Origin of the sequence: Microbulbifer guangxiensis, assembly GCF_021729075.1 — a bacterium.
GTDB lineage: Bacteria > Pseudomonadota > Gammaproteobacteria > Pseudomonadales > Cellvibrionaceae > Microbulbifer > Microbulbifer guangxiensis.
Map to the genome: position 1 here is coordinate 424,159 of NZ_JAJSAQ010000001.1, position 13,636 is coordinate 437,794.

Sequence of the window (13,636 nt, forward strand, 5' to 3'; positions counted from 1 at the left end):
ATCAAGCACCCGACCGGGCTCGGCGGCGACTTCCCACGCGCCGGCCGGTAGAAAAAAGTCACACGGAGCTGTCTCTTGAGTAACGAACATCCCGCCTTCGAACGAGTCACCAGCGCGAAAATCGAGTCCCTCGGCGTGGAGGTATTCGAGTACCGTCATCGCAAGACCGGTGCCCAGCACCTGCATATCGCCGCCGACAATGCAGAGAATGTCTTTCTGGTGGCGCTGCGCACAGTGCCGCAGGATTCCACCGGCGTGGCACATATCCTGGAACACACTGCCCTGTGTGGCAGCGACAAGTATCCGGTGCGCGATCCGTTCTTCATGATGATACGGCGTTCGCTCAACACTTTCATGAATGCCTTCACCAGCTCCGACTGGACCGCTTATCCCTTTGCCAGCCAGAACCGCAAGGACTTTGCCAACCTGCTGGACGTCTACCTCGACGCGGTGTTTTTTGCCAAGCTCGACCCGCTCGATTTCGCCCAGGAAGGTCACCGGCTGGAATTCGCGGAACCCGGTAATCCGGACAGCGAACTGGTCTACAAGGGCGTTGTTTACAACGAAATGAAAGGCGCCATGAGCTCGGTGAGCTCACAGCTGTGGCAGACCCTGAGCAAATATCTGTTCCCGACAACCACCTACCACTACAACTCCGGCGGTGAGCCGGCGGACATCCCCGAGCTTACCTATCAGCAGCTGCAGAGTTTCTACCGCACCCATTACCACCCCAGTAACGCCATTTTCATGACCTACGGTGATATCCCGGCGGCGGAACACCAGGCGGCCTTCGAAGAGCAGGCGCTGCACAAGTTCGATCCGCTGGACAAGACAATCGCCGTGGGCCGTGAGAAGCGTTACCTGTCTCCCATTGCGGTCGAGGAGCACTACCCGCTGAGTGATGACGAGGGCCTGAAAGAGAAGACCCACATCGTGCTCGGCTGGCTGCTGGGGGATGTCACAGATCTCGAGGAAGCCCTGACGGCGCACCTGCTGGCCGGGGTGCTGCTGGACAACAGCGCCTCGCCGCTGATGAAGCTGCTGGAGACCACGGACCTTGGCACCGCCCCTTCTCCCCTGGTGGGCCTGGATGATTCCCAGCGCGAGTTGGTCTTCGTCTGTGGTATCGAGGGCAGCGAGCGCGACCGCGCCGACGAGTTTGAAAAGCAGGTGATCGAAGTACTCGAGGACGTGGCGAAGAACGGCATCCCGTATGAGCAGGTGGCCGCCAGCCTGCACCAGCTCGAGCTGCAGCAGCGCGAGATCACCGGCGACGGTTTCCCGTTTGGTTTACAGCTGATCCTGACCGCCCTCACCGGTGCAACCCACCGCGGTGACGCCATCGGCCTGTTGAACATCGATGCCACACTGGAAAAGCTGCGCGAGCAGATCAAGGACCCGCGTTTCATTGCAGACACTGCGCGCAAGCTGCTGCTGGAAAACCACCACCGGGTGCGTCTGGTGCTTTCACCGGATGAAGACCTCGCCGACCGCCGCTCTGTGGCGGAAAAGGCGCGACTGTCAGAAATCAAATCCCGGCTGAGCGACGAGGAAAAGCAACGCATCGTCGAGACAGCAAAGGCCCTGCTGGATCGCCAGCAGCGCGAGGACGACCCCACCATCCTGCCGAAGGTCGGCGTCGAGGATATTCCGCCGGACATGCCCAGGGTGGATGGTGAAACGGTCGAACTGGGCGGGCAGAAACTTACCCGTTACAGCGCTGGCACCAATGGCCTTGTCTACCAGCAACTGGTGTGCGCCCTACCCGACCTGACCGAAGAGGAAAAACAGCTGCTGCCCTACTACTGCCAGGTCCTGAGTGAACTGGGTCTGGGGGACCGCGACTACCTCGAGGTGCAGCAGTGGCAGACCCGTGTTGCCGGCGCCCTGCACGGCTTCAGCAGCAGCCGCACCGACATCGATGACCTGCACAAACTCAGCGGCCATTTTGTGCTCTCCGGCAAGGCGCTGGCTCCGAACCAGTCGGCACTGACCGAACTGATGCAGGCCACGATCGAGGAAGTGCGTTTCGACGAACTGCCGCGCATCAAAGAGTTACTGCTACAGACCCTCGCCCGCCGCGAGCAGGGTGTGGTCGGCAATGGACATGCACTCGCCATGGCGGCAGCCAGCGCCGGCTACAACCGCGCGGCACACGAGAGCCACGCTACCGGTGGCCTGCTCGGCCTGCGCCAGCTGAAGGCCATGGCCCGCAGTTTTGACAACCCGCACGCGCTGGAAAAACTGGCCGGGAAACTTCAGGCGATTCACGACAAAATCCGCAGCGCCGAACGCCGCTTCCTGTTGATCGGCGAGGAAGACAAGCTGCCGGAGTTCAGCCAGGCGATGATGCCGCTGGTCACCGCAGCCGAGGGACATTCCCCCATGTCCAACGCTCCCTTCGATCCGCACCGTATCCACCAGGTCTGGCTGACCAACAGTCAGGTCAACTTCTGCGCCAAAGCCTATGCCACCGTACCCATGGTGCACGCAGATGCTGCGCCGCTGGCGGTGCTGGGCGGGTTCCTCCGCAACGGTTTCCTGCACCGCACTATCCGCGAGCAGGGAGGTGCCTACGGCGGTGGGGCCAGTCACGACAGCAACCTGGGGGTATTCCGTTTTTACTCCTATCGCGATCCGCGTATGGAAGAGACGCTCAGGGACTTCGATGCTTCATTGGAGTGGCTGCAGGACGGCAAACACCAGGAGTCGCAGGTGGAGGAGGCGATCCTCGGCGTCGTGGGAGGCCTCGACAAGCCCGGCTCCCCCGCGGGCGAAGCCAAGAAGGCCTTCCACTCCGAGTTGTACGGACGCACACATGAGATCCGCGAAAAATTCCGCCGCCGCGTCACCGAAGTAACGCTGGCAGACCTGCAGCGCGTTGGCTCAACGTACCTGAAGCCAGATCTGGCCAGCACTGCTGTTGTTACGGGTTCCCAGGGGCTTGAGGCAGGCCTCGAGCTGGGTCTCGAGGAAGAAAAGCTGCAGTAAAAAACCGGCGATTCTCACGATGACGAAAAGAGACAACATCTACGCCAACCCACTGGGGGATGTGACCGGCTTCCGCTTCGATCAGTCCGTGGTCGAAGTTTTTCCGGACATGATCCAGCGCTCGGTGCCCGGCTACACCACCATCGTGGCGATGATCGGCACCCTGGCCGAGCGCTATGCCCAGGCCGGCAGCCGCTGTTACGATCTGGGCAGCTCCCTGTGTGCAGCCACCCTGGCCATGCGCCACCGCATCCCCGCGGCAGGCTGCGAAATCATCGCCGTGGACAATTCCCCGGCGATGACAGAACGCGCCCGTGCGGTTCTGGACGCGGACAGCGGCCAGATTCCGGTACAGCTGATCTGCGGCAACCTGCAGGACGTGGCCATCGAGGATGCCTCCGTCGTGGTACTCAATTTCACCCTGCAGTTTATTCCGGTGGAGGAGCGGGAGACGATCCTCCGCAGGATCTATCAGGGATTGCGCCCTGGTGGTGTACTGATCCTCTCTGAAAAAGTCGCGTTCAGTGATCCGGACCACGAGCAGCTGATGATCGACCTGCACCACTCGTTCAAGCGCGCCAATGGTTACAGCGAAATGGAGATCGCCCAGAAACGCACGGCGCTGGAAAATGTGCTGATTCCGGAAACCCTCGACCGCCACCGTGAACGCCTGAAGGGCGTGGGCTTCAGCAGTGTCGATGTCTGGTTCCAGTGCTTCAATTTCGCCTCCATGATCGCGATCAAGGCACGCGCTGCGGACTGACCGCACCGAAACGCCTCACACAAGAACGGAAACCGATGATCGACTACACCCGGCTGTACGGGGATCTCCAACACATCCCTGCCCTGCACTCCTGGCTGGCCAAACTGCCCGCCCAGGTAGCTGCCGGGTTGAGTCCGCACCGTTGGGGCGACCTGCCGGACTGGCGGGCTGCCTTGGAGGCACTCCCCGATATCACACCCGGTCAGGTAGAGCTGGAAAAGGAAGTCAGCGCGGGGGCGGTGGAAGAGATCAGCCGGGAACAGCAGCAGCAGCTGGAAGCCGCGCTGCGGGCCCTGCATCCGTGGCGCAAGGGTCCCTGGCAGTTATTCGGCCTGCATATCGATACCGAGTGGCGCTCCGACTGGAAGTGGGACCGTATCGCACCGCACCTGGCGCCATTACAGAACCGCCTTGTGCTCGATGTGGGCTGCGGCAATGGCTATCACTGCTGGCGGTTGCTCGGCGCGGGCGCACGGCAGGTCATCGGCATCGATCCGTCGGCAAAATATGTCGCCCAGTTCTATGCCATGAAGAAATACCTCGGCAGTGAGCAGCGGGTTGACCTGCTTCCGCTGGGCATCGAAGCGCTGCCGGAGAACCTGCGCGCATTCGATACCACGCTCTCCATGGGCGTGCTCTACCACCGGCGCTCACCCATGGACCACCTGCGGGAGCTCCGCGAAACCCTCAGGCCGGGAGGCCAGCTGGTACTGGAAACTCTGGTCATCGACGGTGAACCCGGAGAATGCCTGGTCCCGGAAGGCCGCTACGCCAAGATGCGCAACGTCTGGTTCCTGCCCACCTGCGAAACCCTGGAGAGCTGGCTGCGCAAGTGCGGCTTTGAGGACCCGCGCACCGTGGACGTGGACACCACCAGCCTCAGGGAGCAGCGGCGCACCGACTGGATGCGCTACGAGTCCCTGGCAGACTTTCTCGACCCCGGGGATCCCACACGCACCATCGAGGGGCACCCCGCGCCCAAAAGGGCGGTTCTGGTCGCAAACGCGCAATAGTTTGTCCGGGCAGCCGGATATCCATCCACACAAACTCCGCCAAATGTCGCACCGGTAGAATATTCTATGGAATGGGGGCCAGCCCCTTGATTGCGCGCTTCGCATCAGCGAATTTGCCCGCATGAATGACTACCAAGCTGCCAGATCAGCGGAGCACACCAGCCTATGAGCATCAGCGTATTCGAGCTGTTCAAGATCGGCGTTGGACCATCCAGCTCCCACACCGTGGGGCCAATGGTGGCAGCGCGCCAGTTTGTGCAGGACCTGCAAACCCGCGAGCAGCTGGCGCAGACGACCCGCGTCGAGGTGCACCTGTATGGCTCCCTGGCGCTCACCGGTATCGGCCACGGCACGGATATGGCTGTGCTCATGGGCCTGCTGGGCGAAGCGCCTGACACGATCGACGTCGACACCATCGAGACCAAGCAGCGGACCATCGAAGAAGGGCAGCGGCTCAATCTCGCCGGTACCCATGAAATCCCTTTCGAGCGCGACCGTGACCTGCTGTTTCACAAGGAAGAGTTCCTGCCCCAGCATGCCAACGGCATGACCTGCCGGGCCTTCGCCGGCGACGACATGCTGTTCGAGCGCAGCTATTTCTCCATCGGCGGCGGCTTTGTGCTGTCCGAGGACGACTTCGCGCACAAAGACCAGATCGCCACCGTGCTGCCGTTTGAGTTTGCCAGCGGGCAACAACTGATGGATCTGTGTGAACGCCACGGCTGGTCCATTGCGGAGCTTGCCATGGCCAACGAAAAGGCGTTCCGCGGTGAGGAAGAGGTGAAAGCCCAGCTGTGGAATATCTGGAAGGTGATGGAAGCCTCGATTGAGCGCGGCTGTCACCAGCAGGGCCTGCTACCCGGCGGCCTGAAAGTGCGTCGGCGCGCCGCGGAGATGTACCGGGAACTCAGTAAGCAATCCGATGAGGAGCGCCGGAAAGGCCTGGCGATCCTGGACTGGGTCAGCCTCTACGCCCTCGCGGTTAATGAGGAAAACGCCGCTCGGGGCCGCATCGTCACCGCCCCTACCAACGGTGCGGCCGGTGTCATACCGGCGGTCATCGCCTACTACGTGAACTTCGTCCACGACCCGGCGGAACATGGTGACCTTCGCGAACAGGTGGTCGAGTTCCTGCTGACTGCCGGCGCCATCGGCATGCTGTTCAAGCGTAATGCCTCCATCTCCGCTGCGGAAGTCGGCTGCCAGGGAGAGATCGGTGTCGCCTGTTCCATGGCTGCGGCCGGTCTCGCGGCCGTCCAGGGGGGAAGCAACCAGCAGATCGAGAATGCCGCCGAGATCGGCATGGAACACAACCTGGGCCTCACCTGCGACCCCATTGGCGGACTGGTACAGGTGCCCTGTATCGAACGCAACACCATGGGCGCAGTGAAGGCCATCAATGGTGCCCGCCTCGCCCTGCGGGGTGACGGGGCGCATATCGTGCCGCTGGACAGCGTCATTGAGACCATGCGCCAGACGGGGATCGATATGCAGAGCAAGTACAAGGAGACATCGCTCGGCGGTCTGGCCGTCAATGCGGTCAACTGCTGACGTAACTCTCCCCTGCCCCGCCAGTCTGGATACTCTTTTCAGCGGGGCAGTCCGTGCCTGGTATACACATCAAAGCGACCCGACTTGCCCTCCAGTGAGAGCGACGGCTTGCGCCCCGCCAGAAAGGGGGCAAGCCGTGGCCGCTTGACCACCGTGCGGTAGTAGCACGCAGCATAGGCCGGCTCCAGCAGTGCGTCGGCGTCTTCATCGCTACCCACCAACTGGTGAAAAGCCACCATTTCTTTTTTAACCTTCGCACTCTTATCCCGTTGCGGAAACATCGGGTCCAGGTACACCACCGGGATCGATTCCGCTGGCTGTTCACCCAGCCATTCAGTTGCAGAGCGCCCGGAGTCATCGAGCGTCAGCCGTGCCGCAATCGGGGTCAGCTCTCCGTCAGTCTCGGCCGCCTCCCGCAGCCGGCGCAACCCGTCGTCGAGCAACGCCCTGACCACCGGATTGCGCTCCAACATGACAACCTCGCAGCCGAGTGATGCCAATACGAAGGCGTCACGCCCGAGCCCGGCGGTAGCATCAACGACCCGGGGATAAAATCCGCTGCGCACGCCCACGGCCTTGGCGATTTGCTGTCCCTTGCCGCCGCCGAACTTGCGACGGTGGGCAACGGCACCACCCACGAAATCCACCCAGACCGGGCCGGGCGCCTTGCGGCCCGTGGCGCAGAGCTGCAGGGCATCCCCGGCAAGCAGGACTTGGAGAAAATTCTCTACTTCGGTGGGCAACAAGACCCCCAGGTAGGGGAGGGAAAGCGCTGAGGCAAGGGATTGGGCAGACTCTGCACAACTTTCGTCAGCAGCGACGACGGCCAGGACTTCACTCACGGCGTTCGGGGCTCTGGATTATTCGGTAGGCCCGGATGCTAACCCGGTGCAGCCAGCCACTCCAGCGCTTCCCGCCTCTCCCTGAGGGAAAAGGGCCGCGCTTCCGCACTGACAAAATGACTGACCAGCGCCGGCATCAGTCGCAGCAAAGAGTGATCCGACAGCACCGCCACTTTGTGGATGTGGCGATGGTGTTCCCGCACAAAGCGGAAGTGGGAGAGCAAGGCGCTGAAGTCTTCCCAACCCGAAAAGTCACTGCCGTTGATCAGCAACCCACTGAGAAGTTCTCGCTCCCGCAGCACAGGATCGACCTGCTCGGCGAGCAGGGAAAAGTCGGATGCCTGCAGAGGGCCGTGGGGTTCAACTTCCAGGATACCGTGATCCTGGTGCCAGCGATGCTCGATCATGAAAAGATAATAGCCGGTGCCGCGCAGGGAGCGCGGCACCGGCTGTCACCCAGGCTGCCGGGATACGGCAGCCCCGTGTCCGCCTCAGTTGCCCTGAGGCTCATCACCGGACTTGTTTTCGTCGCCGCGCAGCTTGTCCATAGCCCCCTTCGCGGCCTCCTCGGTCTCCTCGACTGCGCGCTCTGTGGCTTCACCGGCTTCCCTGAGCGCCTCACCGGTCTCCTCTGCAGCGCGGTCGATCGCCTCACCGGTTGCCTCGAGGGCCTCTTCGGCTTCCTGACCCACGCTCTTGTCCTGCGGAGTCATGTCCTGAGTGCCCGGTGGCACGGTATCCGGCTGGTCGGCGTCCGGTGGTGTGGTGGAGTCCGGAGTACCCATACCATCCGGCGGGGTATCCATGGTGTCACCCTGGGGACTTTCGTCCTGAATGGTTTCACCGGAAGGAGACTCCATCGAGTCATAAGCATCCCTGGCGGTGTCATCGCCGCCGCGAGACATGAAATAGCCGATTATCAGCAGCAAAATTATCAAAGGAAGCAGTAGTTTTCTCATAAACCCACCTTGTGACCCCTGGCTGTTGCGTGATCGCGACACTGGAGACCGTCATGTGGCGGCTGCCCTTCAGCCGGTTCCAGACCAATGGCGCGGGAGCAGTTCGACACTCAAAACGCAGTGGAAGAAGCTCACGCCAATATTGATAAGAATAACCCGGCATTCTCTTTCTTCAAGGAACAATGTTCCAACAGGAAAGTTTGGATTGCTGTAAGCGTTCTAGTGCTTATTCGGATGGGTTTTAACGGGGGCGCGCGGGCCAGTGCTCAGGGCCCACGCAGCGCAAGTGGATGGGGTGCTCTTGGGGTCAGCCCTGTCTGGCAATCTGATCCAGTTGGGCCAGCAGCCCGGCAGCCTCGGTCTCTGGCACCGCGGCCTCACAACTGTCGAGCTGGAGGCGTCCGTACGTGTCCGGTGCCGCAAAGATGATGTAATGCTCTCCCTCGCGCAGCTTGGTCTGGCAAGCCTCCAGCCCAAGACGGAAAGCCAGCAGCTGTGTCGCCTCCCCCTTCCAGAGACGTCGTGAGACTGCCGAATAGACATAGCCACGAACCGCAACCATGCCGGGCTCGGAGAGAGCGTTGTCCACATCGCGGTGAATGCCGGAGATCTGGACCCGGGCCACCAGGGAGGCCTGCTGGTAACGGCTCTCCAGACCCTCGCCTGGCAATGCCTGCCCGCCCTGCTCACTCGCGGCGAAAACCGGGGAAAGCCATAGCAGCGGGATCGCCGCCAGTGCCGCATGCAGCCACTGATGTATTTGAAAATTCATTGCCAACTCCCCTCTTCCTTTTACGGGGTTTCCCTCACTGGGCATTGCCCGGTCGGGCACCACATCGGGCCCACCCGCGACACAGATACAACAAAGGGCACCGAGGTGCCCTTTGCCAAGTCACAAGACAACGGGTCCTGCCCGTTTTGTCTCATATTACTTGAGCGGCAGCAACTCCAGTTCCACGCGGCGGTTGGCCTGGCGGCCAGCGTCACTGTCATTGCTCGCCAGCGGGTACCGCTCGCCGTAACCGACGGCCTGAACACGACCGCTGGCAACGCCGCGACCGGTAAAGAAGTTGGCCACGGAGTTGGCGCGACGCTCGCTCAGGGTCTGGTTGTAGACATCAGAACCCGTGCTGTCTGTATGGCCGCTTACACGAATCGCGGTCTGGTCGAACTCCTTGAGCACGATCACCACAGAGTCCAGTGTGTCGTAAAAGTCAGTGCGGATATCGGCACGGTCAGTGGCAAAGGTAATGTTGCCAGGCATGATCAGGCGGATGTTGTCGCCCTCGCGCTGGACTCGCACACCGGTACCTTCCAGGCGCTGGCGCAGGGCCATCTCCTGGCGGTCCATGTAGTAGCCGATTCCGCCGCCGATGGCTGCACCGCCCACGGCACCGGTAATGGCACCTTTCTTGCGGTCCTTGTCACTGGCGGTAGCCGCACCGATGATGGCTCCCGCAACAGCACCGGCACCTGCCCCTTTTGCGGCATTGCTGGTCTTGCTCTCGCCGGTGTACGGATCGAGGGTGCTACAACCGACCAGTGAGCCCAGTGCGAGAATTGCTACCCATTTTTTCATGTAAGGTTCTCCTAACGCTTATTTGGATGAACGGGTCTCGTTCAGGGAGATGCTTGCCCCGAAAGATGCCGGAAGTATCCCGGTTTCACCTGACTCGAAGCTGAATCGCCCCCCCGATTCAGGGGAGGAAGCCTAGGCGGAAAGCGAATATTCGTCTAGCGCCCAGTGCGCAAAATCCTGTTTATCTCACTCATTGGAATCAGACGAGGCGAAAACGCGGCCAGGGCCACGAGGGTACTCTCTTTCCACAACTTCTGTGGATAACTCTGTGCAAGAATCGGGAAAAGGCGATGCCAGACGGCGCGATTCCTGATTCCCAGCAGTTTGCGCAATTTTTAGTCGTGAACAGTTTTTCCTTAGAAAACAGTAAGTTATGGAATTTCCACGGCATTGCGTACCAATTATTAAGCCACCGCAAGGTACCGCCTCAACAGGCGAATCTCATGTGGAAAAGATTTTGTCAACTCTTGACTTGGGAAGGAGATGGAAATTTTTAAGAATAATTTGATCTTGCCATGACAATTTCAAATAACGGAAACGCATTACTGGACGGCAGTACAACTCACTGCCCTCAATAAGGACATCCGTGCCTCCCCGGCCAGGCCGCCTCAGTAATGAGGCGGCTTTTCTTCCCCCGGTTTCTGACCACCCTGTACCTCATAGGAGAGATCCTGGTACTTGTCCCCCAACTCCTTCAGTCGCCCGACCAACCAGCGGATGCTGGTGTCCTGCTTGGCGATGACATCGTTGAGCTGGGCCAGGGTATCCTCCTGGAATGCCAGCCGGGTTTCGAGCTCTTCCACGCGCCGCTTGAGGTCGTCGATTTCTGCACTCATTTAGAGCATCCCGTAGAGTTGTTCCAACAAGCCGACGGCGCGTCGATCCATGAACAGGCTCTGGCCGAGTCGCGTAGTCACGTAACCAAAGCCGACTTCTCGCTCTGGATCGGCAAATCCAACACTGCCGCCAGCGCCGGGGTGACCGAAGCCGCGGGGACCGCCGAAGCGAAGATCAGCTGCTGCGCCACTGCGGATAAAGCCGCAACCGAAGCTCACCTCGGCCTGGAGCACCGCGTCGTGGCCATGACTCTGCTCACTGGTGGCCTCCTCGATCAGCTCTCGCGGCAGGATGCTGGCATCCTCACGCGCCAGCTCGCCATAGACCGCTGCCAGGTCCAGGGCGCTGAAGTGCCCATTGGCGGCAGGGATCACGGCCTCCCGCCACTCCCGGCTGTTGGTGCCCATCACCAGGCTTACCGGATTGCTGAATGCCATGGCAACCGCGCTGGAACGATCGGCCTTGATCGCCCGGCTGATGGCATTTTCCCGCAACTCCGGCAATGGTTTTTTCAGCGGAGCGACATCGGCAATTCGGGCTGATTGGTGGCCCACCGCCCCGAATCCGCCATGCAATCCCAGCGGATCCGCCAGGAACTGATGGTAGAGATCTCCGATGGAGGTGGAGGTCGCACGCTCCAGCAAACCGCCGACAGTCCACCCATACAGGAACGGCGCATAACCCTGCCGGCTACCCGGGGCCCACCAGGGTTCACTGGCGGCCACCTGGACACAGGCCGCGTCCCAGTCGTAAATCAGCTCATCGGCGACCTTATCCTGAAAAGCCACCACCCCGGCGCGGTGGCTCAGCAGCTGCCGCAGTGTCACCTGCCCCTTGCCGCCCTGCGCGAACTCCGGCCAGTAATCGGCCACTGGCCGATCCAGCTCCAGCTTGCCCTCGGCCACTTGCTGCAGGGCCAACAGGGCGAGCACGCCCTTGGAGGAAGAAAACACGTTGGCTATGGTGTCTTCGGTATACGGAGTCCTGTCCTGGCGGTCGGCACTGCCGGCCCAGAGCGAGATGATGGTCTCACCGTACTGCCGCACGGCCAGCGCAGCGCCGGTATCGCCCCGCTCGCGAAAATTATCGGCAAATGCCCGGTAAATGGACTCAAAACCCGGGGCACAGTAACCAGAGACTTCCATTGATTCGTTCCACCGCAAAATTGGGCCGCAAGGGTAATTTCTTCACTCCATCAGCGCAAATGGTTAGCATCACGCCTCAATTATAAGGAGAGAGAACATGCGTGAACGGCCAGCCATCCAGGACCAGATTCCAGACAACCACTGCTATGGTTGCGGACCGGAAAACGATCGCGGGCTGCAGATCAAGAGTTACTGGACCGGCGAAGACGAGAGCATCTGTGAATTCAGCCCGGCCCCACACCACTGCGCGGGGCCGACCCAGTATCTGAACGGCGGCATCATTGCCACGGTGATGGACTGCCATACCATCTGTACCGCCATAGCAGACGGCTATCGGCAGGCTGGCCGGGAAACCGGGACCGGGGACAAGATCTGGTATGCGACCGGCAGACTGGATGTGCAGTACCGGGCCCCGGCAAGCATCGACGAACCGGTGGAGCTGACCGCGAAGATCCTCGAGCGAAGCGAGCGCAAGACCCGTCTGAGCTGTGAATTGAAAAGCGGAGGGCAGGTTTGCGCCACAGCTGATGTGATTGCTGTTCGGGTGCCCGATAACTGGTAGTGCCGGCTGCGGTTATTCAGCCACCCCGGCTCCACTCGTCCTCATCGAGCGCCTCCACTTCCGCGAGCTTGTAGCCACAGAACTTGCAATACTCGGCATCCATATCGTGGCCGGCACGACTGCAGTTGTCACAGCGGCTCAGGCTGCGCTCACGCCCGAGCTCGGAAGCGAGCTCAGCGGTAACGATGCCGGTGGGCACAGCAATGATGGAGTAACCGATCAGCATGGTCAGCGATGCAATCGCCTGGCCCAGGGTCGTGTGAGGGCTGATATCGCCATAACCGACCGTGGTGACGGTGACGATTGCCCAGTAGATACTCTTGGGGATGCTGGTAAAGCCGTTACCCGGTCCCTCCACCACGAACATGAGTGCACCGAACAGGGTGGCTATCACCAACATGCCGGAATAGAAAACCAGGATCTTTCGGCGCGACTGCCACAGGGCCCGCATCAGCAGGTTGGCATCACGCAGGTAGCGCACCAGCTTCAGTACCCGGAAGATGCGCAACACACGCAGCAGGCGGATCACCAGCAGGTAGCCCGCCCCGGCGAAGACCAGCGCCAGGTAACTGGGCAGGATCGCCAGCAGGTCCACTATGCCGTAGAAACTGGAAATATAACGCCGGCGGTCCACCGCGCAGTAGATGCGGAGAAAATACTCCACCGTGAACAGCGCTGTAAAAACCCACTCGAGGATGAAAAGCTCTTGGCCGTAGCGCGCCTCGATACTTTTGACGGAGACCAGCAACACCAACAGCACACTGATCAGAATGGCCCAGATCAGGAAAACATCGAAATTCTTTCCCGCGGGAGTATCCGTCCCGAATATCACCTCATTGAGCCATTTGCGCTTGCCGGTCAGAGCCATAGTCCCTCCTGGAAAGGTGCACTATAGCGCTCTACTCGACCGGCCGCCAGAATCGTGGCTGCCGGGTCAGGCCGGGGCTTGCCGCGGCTCGACAGCACCGCAAGCAGGACGTACCATCCCCGCCAACCTGAGCAGGGCCGCAGGGCTCTGAAAGAGCGCCAAGAACAGAAGTTTTGACATGAGCAAGGACAAAAACAGCCGACTGGTTTATTCCACCGACCGGGGTCGGATCAAAGAGGAGGCTGAACCAGAGCGTCGCCCGCAAGGCGATGGCGTCGTGCGCATACAACGCGAGACCAAGGGTCGCAAGGGTAAAGGCGTCACCTGTGTACGGGGTCTACCCGGCACGGATGGCGAGCTGAAAATTTTGCTGGCAGAGCTGAAGAAGCGCTGCGGCTGTGGCGGTGCCCTGAAGGACGGCGTCATCGAAATACAGGGTGACAAGCAGTCTGAAGTGCTGGCGCTTCTCGAGGGCAAGGGATTCAAGGTCAAGCTGGCCGGCGGCTGAAGAAACCGCCGCCAGCCG

Annotated in this window: 14 protein-coding genes; 6 read left to right on the forward strand and 8 right to left on the reverse strand. The window is 60.9% G+C overall.

Translation table 11 applies throughout. The annotated features are described in order from the left end of the window. The first annotated feature begins 75 nt into the window (after positions 1–75). The 4 genes from LVD12_RS01830 to LVD12_RS01845 all read left to right on the forward strand — a co-directional run bounded on the left by LVD12_RS01830 (position 76) and on the right by LVD12_RS01845 (position 6,318). The gene (locus LVD12_RS01830; RefSeq protein ID WP_237065211.1) at positions 76–2,991 is read left to right on the forward strand and encodes an insulinase family protein; all 2,916 of its coding nucleotides are present in this window, start codon (positions 76–78) and stop codon (positions 2,989–2,991) included. A gap of 19 nt (positions 2,992–3,010) precedes the next feature. Further along, on the forward strand, positions 3,011–3,754 hold the full coding sequence (gene cmoA / locus LVD12_RS01835; protein ID WP_237065212.1) for a carboxy-S-adenosyl-L-methionine synthase CmoA: 744 nt from the start codon (positions 3,011–3,013) through the stop codon (positions 3,752–3,754). A 35-nt stretch (positions 3,755–3,789) separates the two neighbouring features. Beyond that, positions 3,790–4,767: a tRNA 5-methoxyuridine(34)/uridine 5-oxyacetic acid(34) synthase CmoB gene (cmoB, locus tag LVD12_RS01840; RefSeq protein ID WP_237065213.1), complete on the forward strand. Its 978-nt coding sequence runs from the start codon at positions 3,790–3,792 to the stop codon at positions 4,765–4,767. Between the two features lie 165 nt (positions 4,768–4,932). Then, complete coding sequence (locus LVD12_RS01845; RefSeq protein ID WP_237065214.1) at positions 4,933–6,318, forward strand: L-serine ammonia-lyase; 1,386 nt, start codon at positions 4,933–4,935, stop codon at positions 6,316–6,318. A gap of 38 nt (positions 6,319–6,356) precedes the next feature. On the opposite strand, the gene LVD12_RS01850 is transcribed toward LVD12_RS01845, so the two are convergent. The 7 genes from LVD12_RS01850 to LVD12_RS01880 form a co-directional block, all read right to left on the reverse strand. Then, complete coding sequence (locus LVD12_RS01850; protein WP_237065215.1) at positions 6,357–7,160, reverse strand: class I SAM-dependent methyltransferase; 804 nt, start codon at positions 7,158–7,160, stop codon at positions 6,357–6,359. A 38-nt stretch (positions 7,161–7,198) separates the two neighbouring features. Then, positions 7,199–7,606: a SpoIIAA family protein gene (locus tag LVD12_RS01855; RefSeq protein WP_237065216.1), complete on the reverse strand. Its 408-nt coding sequence runs from the start codon at positions 7,604–7,606 to the stop codon at positions 7,199–7,201. A gap of 45 nt (positions 7,607–7,651) precedes the next feature. After that, entirely contained in the window at positions 7,652–8,119 is a 468-nt protein-coding gene (locus LVD12_RS01860) for a hypothetical protein (protein ID WP_237065218.1), read from the reverse strand. A gap of 307 nt (positions 8,120–8,426) precedes the next feature. Continuing rightward, entirely contained in the window at positions 8,427–8,891 is a 465-nt protein-coding gene (locus LVD12_RS01865) for a hypothetical protein (RefSeq protein WP_237065220.1), read from the reverse strand. A gap of 156 nt (positions 8,892–9,047) precedes the next feature. Further along, the gene (locus tag LVD12_RS01870) at positions 9,048–9,698 is read right to left on the reverse strand and encodes a YiaD family glycine zipper/OmpA-like lipoprotein (RefSeq protein ID WP_237065221.1); all 651 of its coding nucleotides are present in this window, start codon (positions 9,696–9,698) and stop codon (positions 9,048–9,050) included. Between the two features lie 608 nt (positions 9,699–10,306). Beyond that, the gene (locus LVD12_RS01875; protein WP_237065222.1) at positions 10,307–10,534 is read right to left on the reverse strand and encodes a SlyX family protein; all 228 of its coding nucleotides are present in this window, start codon (positions 10,532–10,534) and stop codon (positions 10,307–10,309) included. Beyond that, the gene (locus LVD12_RS01880) at positions 10,535–11,680 is read right to left on the reverse strand and encodes a serine hydrolase domain-containing protein (protein WP_237065223.1); all 1,146 of its coding nucleotides are present in this window, start codon (positions 11,678–11,680) and stop codon (positions 10,535–10,537) included. Between the two features lie 97 nt (positions 11,681–11,777). On the opposite strand from LVD12_RS01880, the gene LVD12_RS01885 reads away from it, so the two are divergent. Continuing rightward, positions 11,778–12,242, forward strand: a complete 465-nt coding sequence (locus LVD12_RS01885) for a PaaI family thioesterase (protein WP_237065224.1) — start codon at positions 11,778–11,780, stop codon at positions 12,240–12,242. 16 nt (positions 12,243–12,258) lie between these two features. On the opposite strand, the gene LVD12_RS01890 is transcribed toward LVD12_RS01885, so the two are convergent. Further along, the gene (locus LVD12_RS01890; RefSeq protein ID WP_237065225.1) at positions 12,259–13,110 is read right to left on the reverse strand and encodes an ion transporter; all 852 of its coding nucleotides are present in this window, start codon (positions 13,108–13,110) and stop codon (positions 12,259–12,261) included. Between the two features lie 178 nt (positions 13,111–13,288). Here LVD12_RS01890 and yciH point away from each other — a divergent pair, with 178 nt between their 5' ends. Further along, positions 13,289–13,618, forward strand: a complete 330-nt coding sequence (yciH, locus tag LVD12_RS01895; RefSeq protein ID WP_237065226.1) for a stress response translation initiation inhibitor YciH — start codon at positions 13,289–13,291, stop codon at positions 13,616–13,618. Positions 13,619–13,636 lie beyond the last annotated feature (18 nt).

Coding starts and splice junctions, on each gene's coding strand:
- cmoA (WP_237065212.1), top strand. CDS start 3,011: ATGACGAAAAGAGACAACATCTACGCCAACCCACTGGGGGATGTGACC.
- cmoB (WP_237065213.1), top strand. CDS start 3,790: ATGATCGACTACACCCGGCTGTACGGGGATCTCCAACACATCCCTGCC.
- LVD12_RS01845 (WP_237065214.1), top strand. CDS start 4,933: ATGAGCATCAGCGTATTCGAGCTGTTCAAGATCGGCGTTGGACCATCC.
- LVD12_RS01860 (WP_237065218.1), bottom strand. CDS start 8,119: ATGAGAAAACTACTGCTTCCTTTGATAATTTTGCTGCTGATAATCGGC.
- LVD12_RS01865 (WP_237065220.1), bottom strand. CDS start 8,891: ATGAATTTTCAAATACATCAGTGGCTGCATGCGGCACTGGCGGCGATC.
- LVD12_RS01870 (WP_237065221.1), bottom strand. CDS start 9,698: ATGAAAAAATGGGTAGCAATTCTCGCACTGGGCTCACTGGTCGGTTGT.
- LVD12_RS01875 (WP_237065222.1), bottom strand. CDS start 10,534: ATGAGTGCAGAAATCGACGACCTCAAGCGGCGCGTGGAAGAGCTCGAA.
- LVD12_RS01880 (WP_237065223.1), bottom strand. CDS start 11,680: ATGGAAGTCTCTGGTTACTGTGCCCCGGGTTTTGAGTCCATTTACCGG.
- LVD12_RS01885 (WP_237065224.1), top strand. CDS start 11,778: ATGCGTGAACGGCCAGCCATCCAGGACCAGATTCCAGACAACCACTGC.
- LVD12_RS01890 (WP_237065225.1), bottom strand. CDS start 13,110: ATGGCTCTGACCGGCAAGCGCAAATGGCTCAATGAGGTGATATTCGGG.
- yciH (WP_237065226.1), top strand. CDS start 13,289: ATGAGCAAGGACAAAAACAGCCGACTGGTTTATTCCACCGACCGGGGT.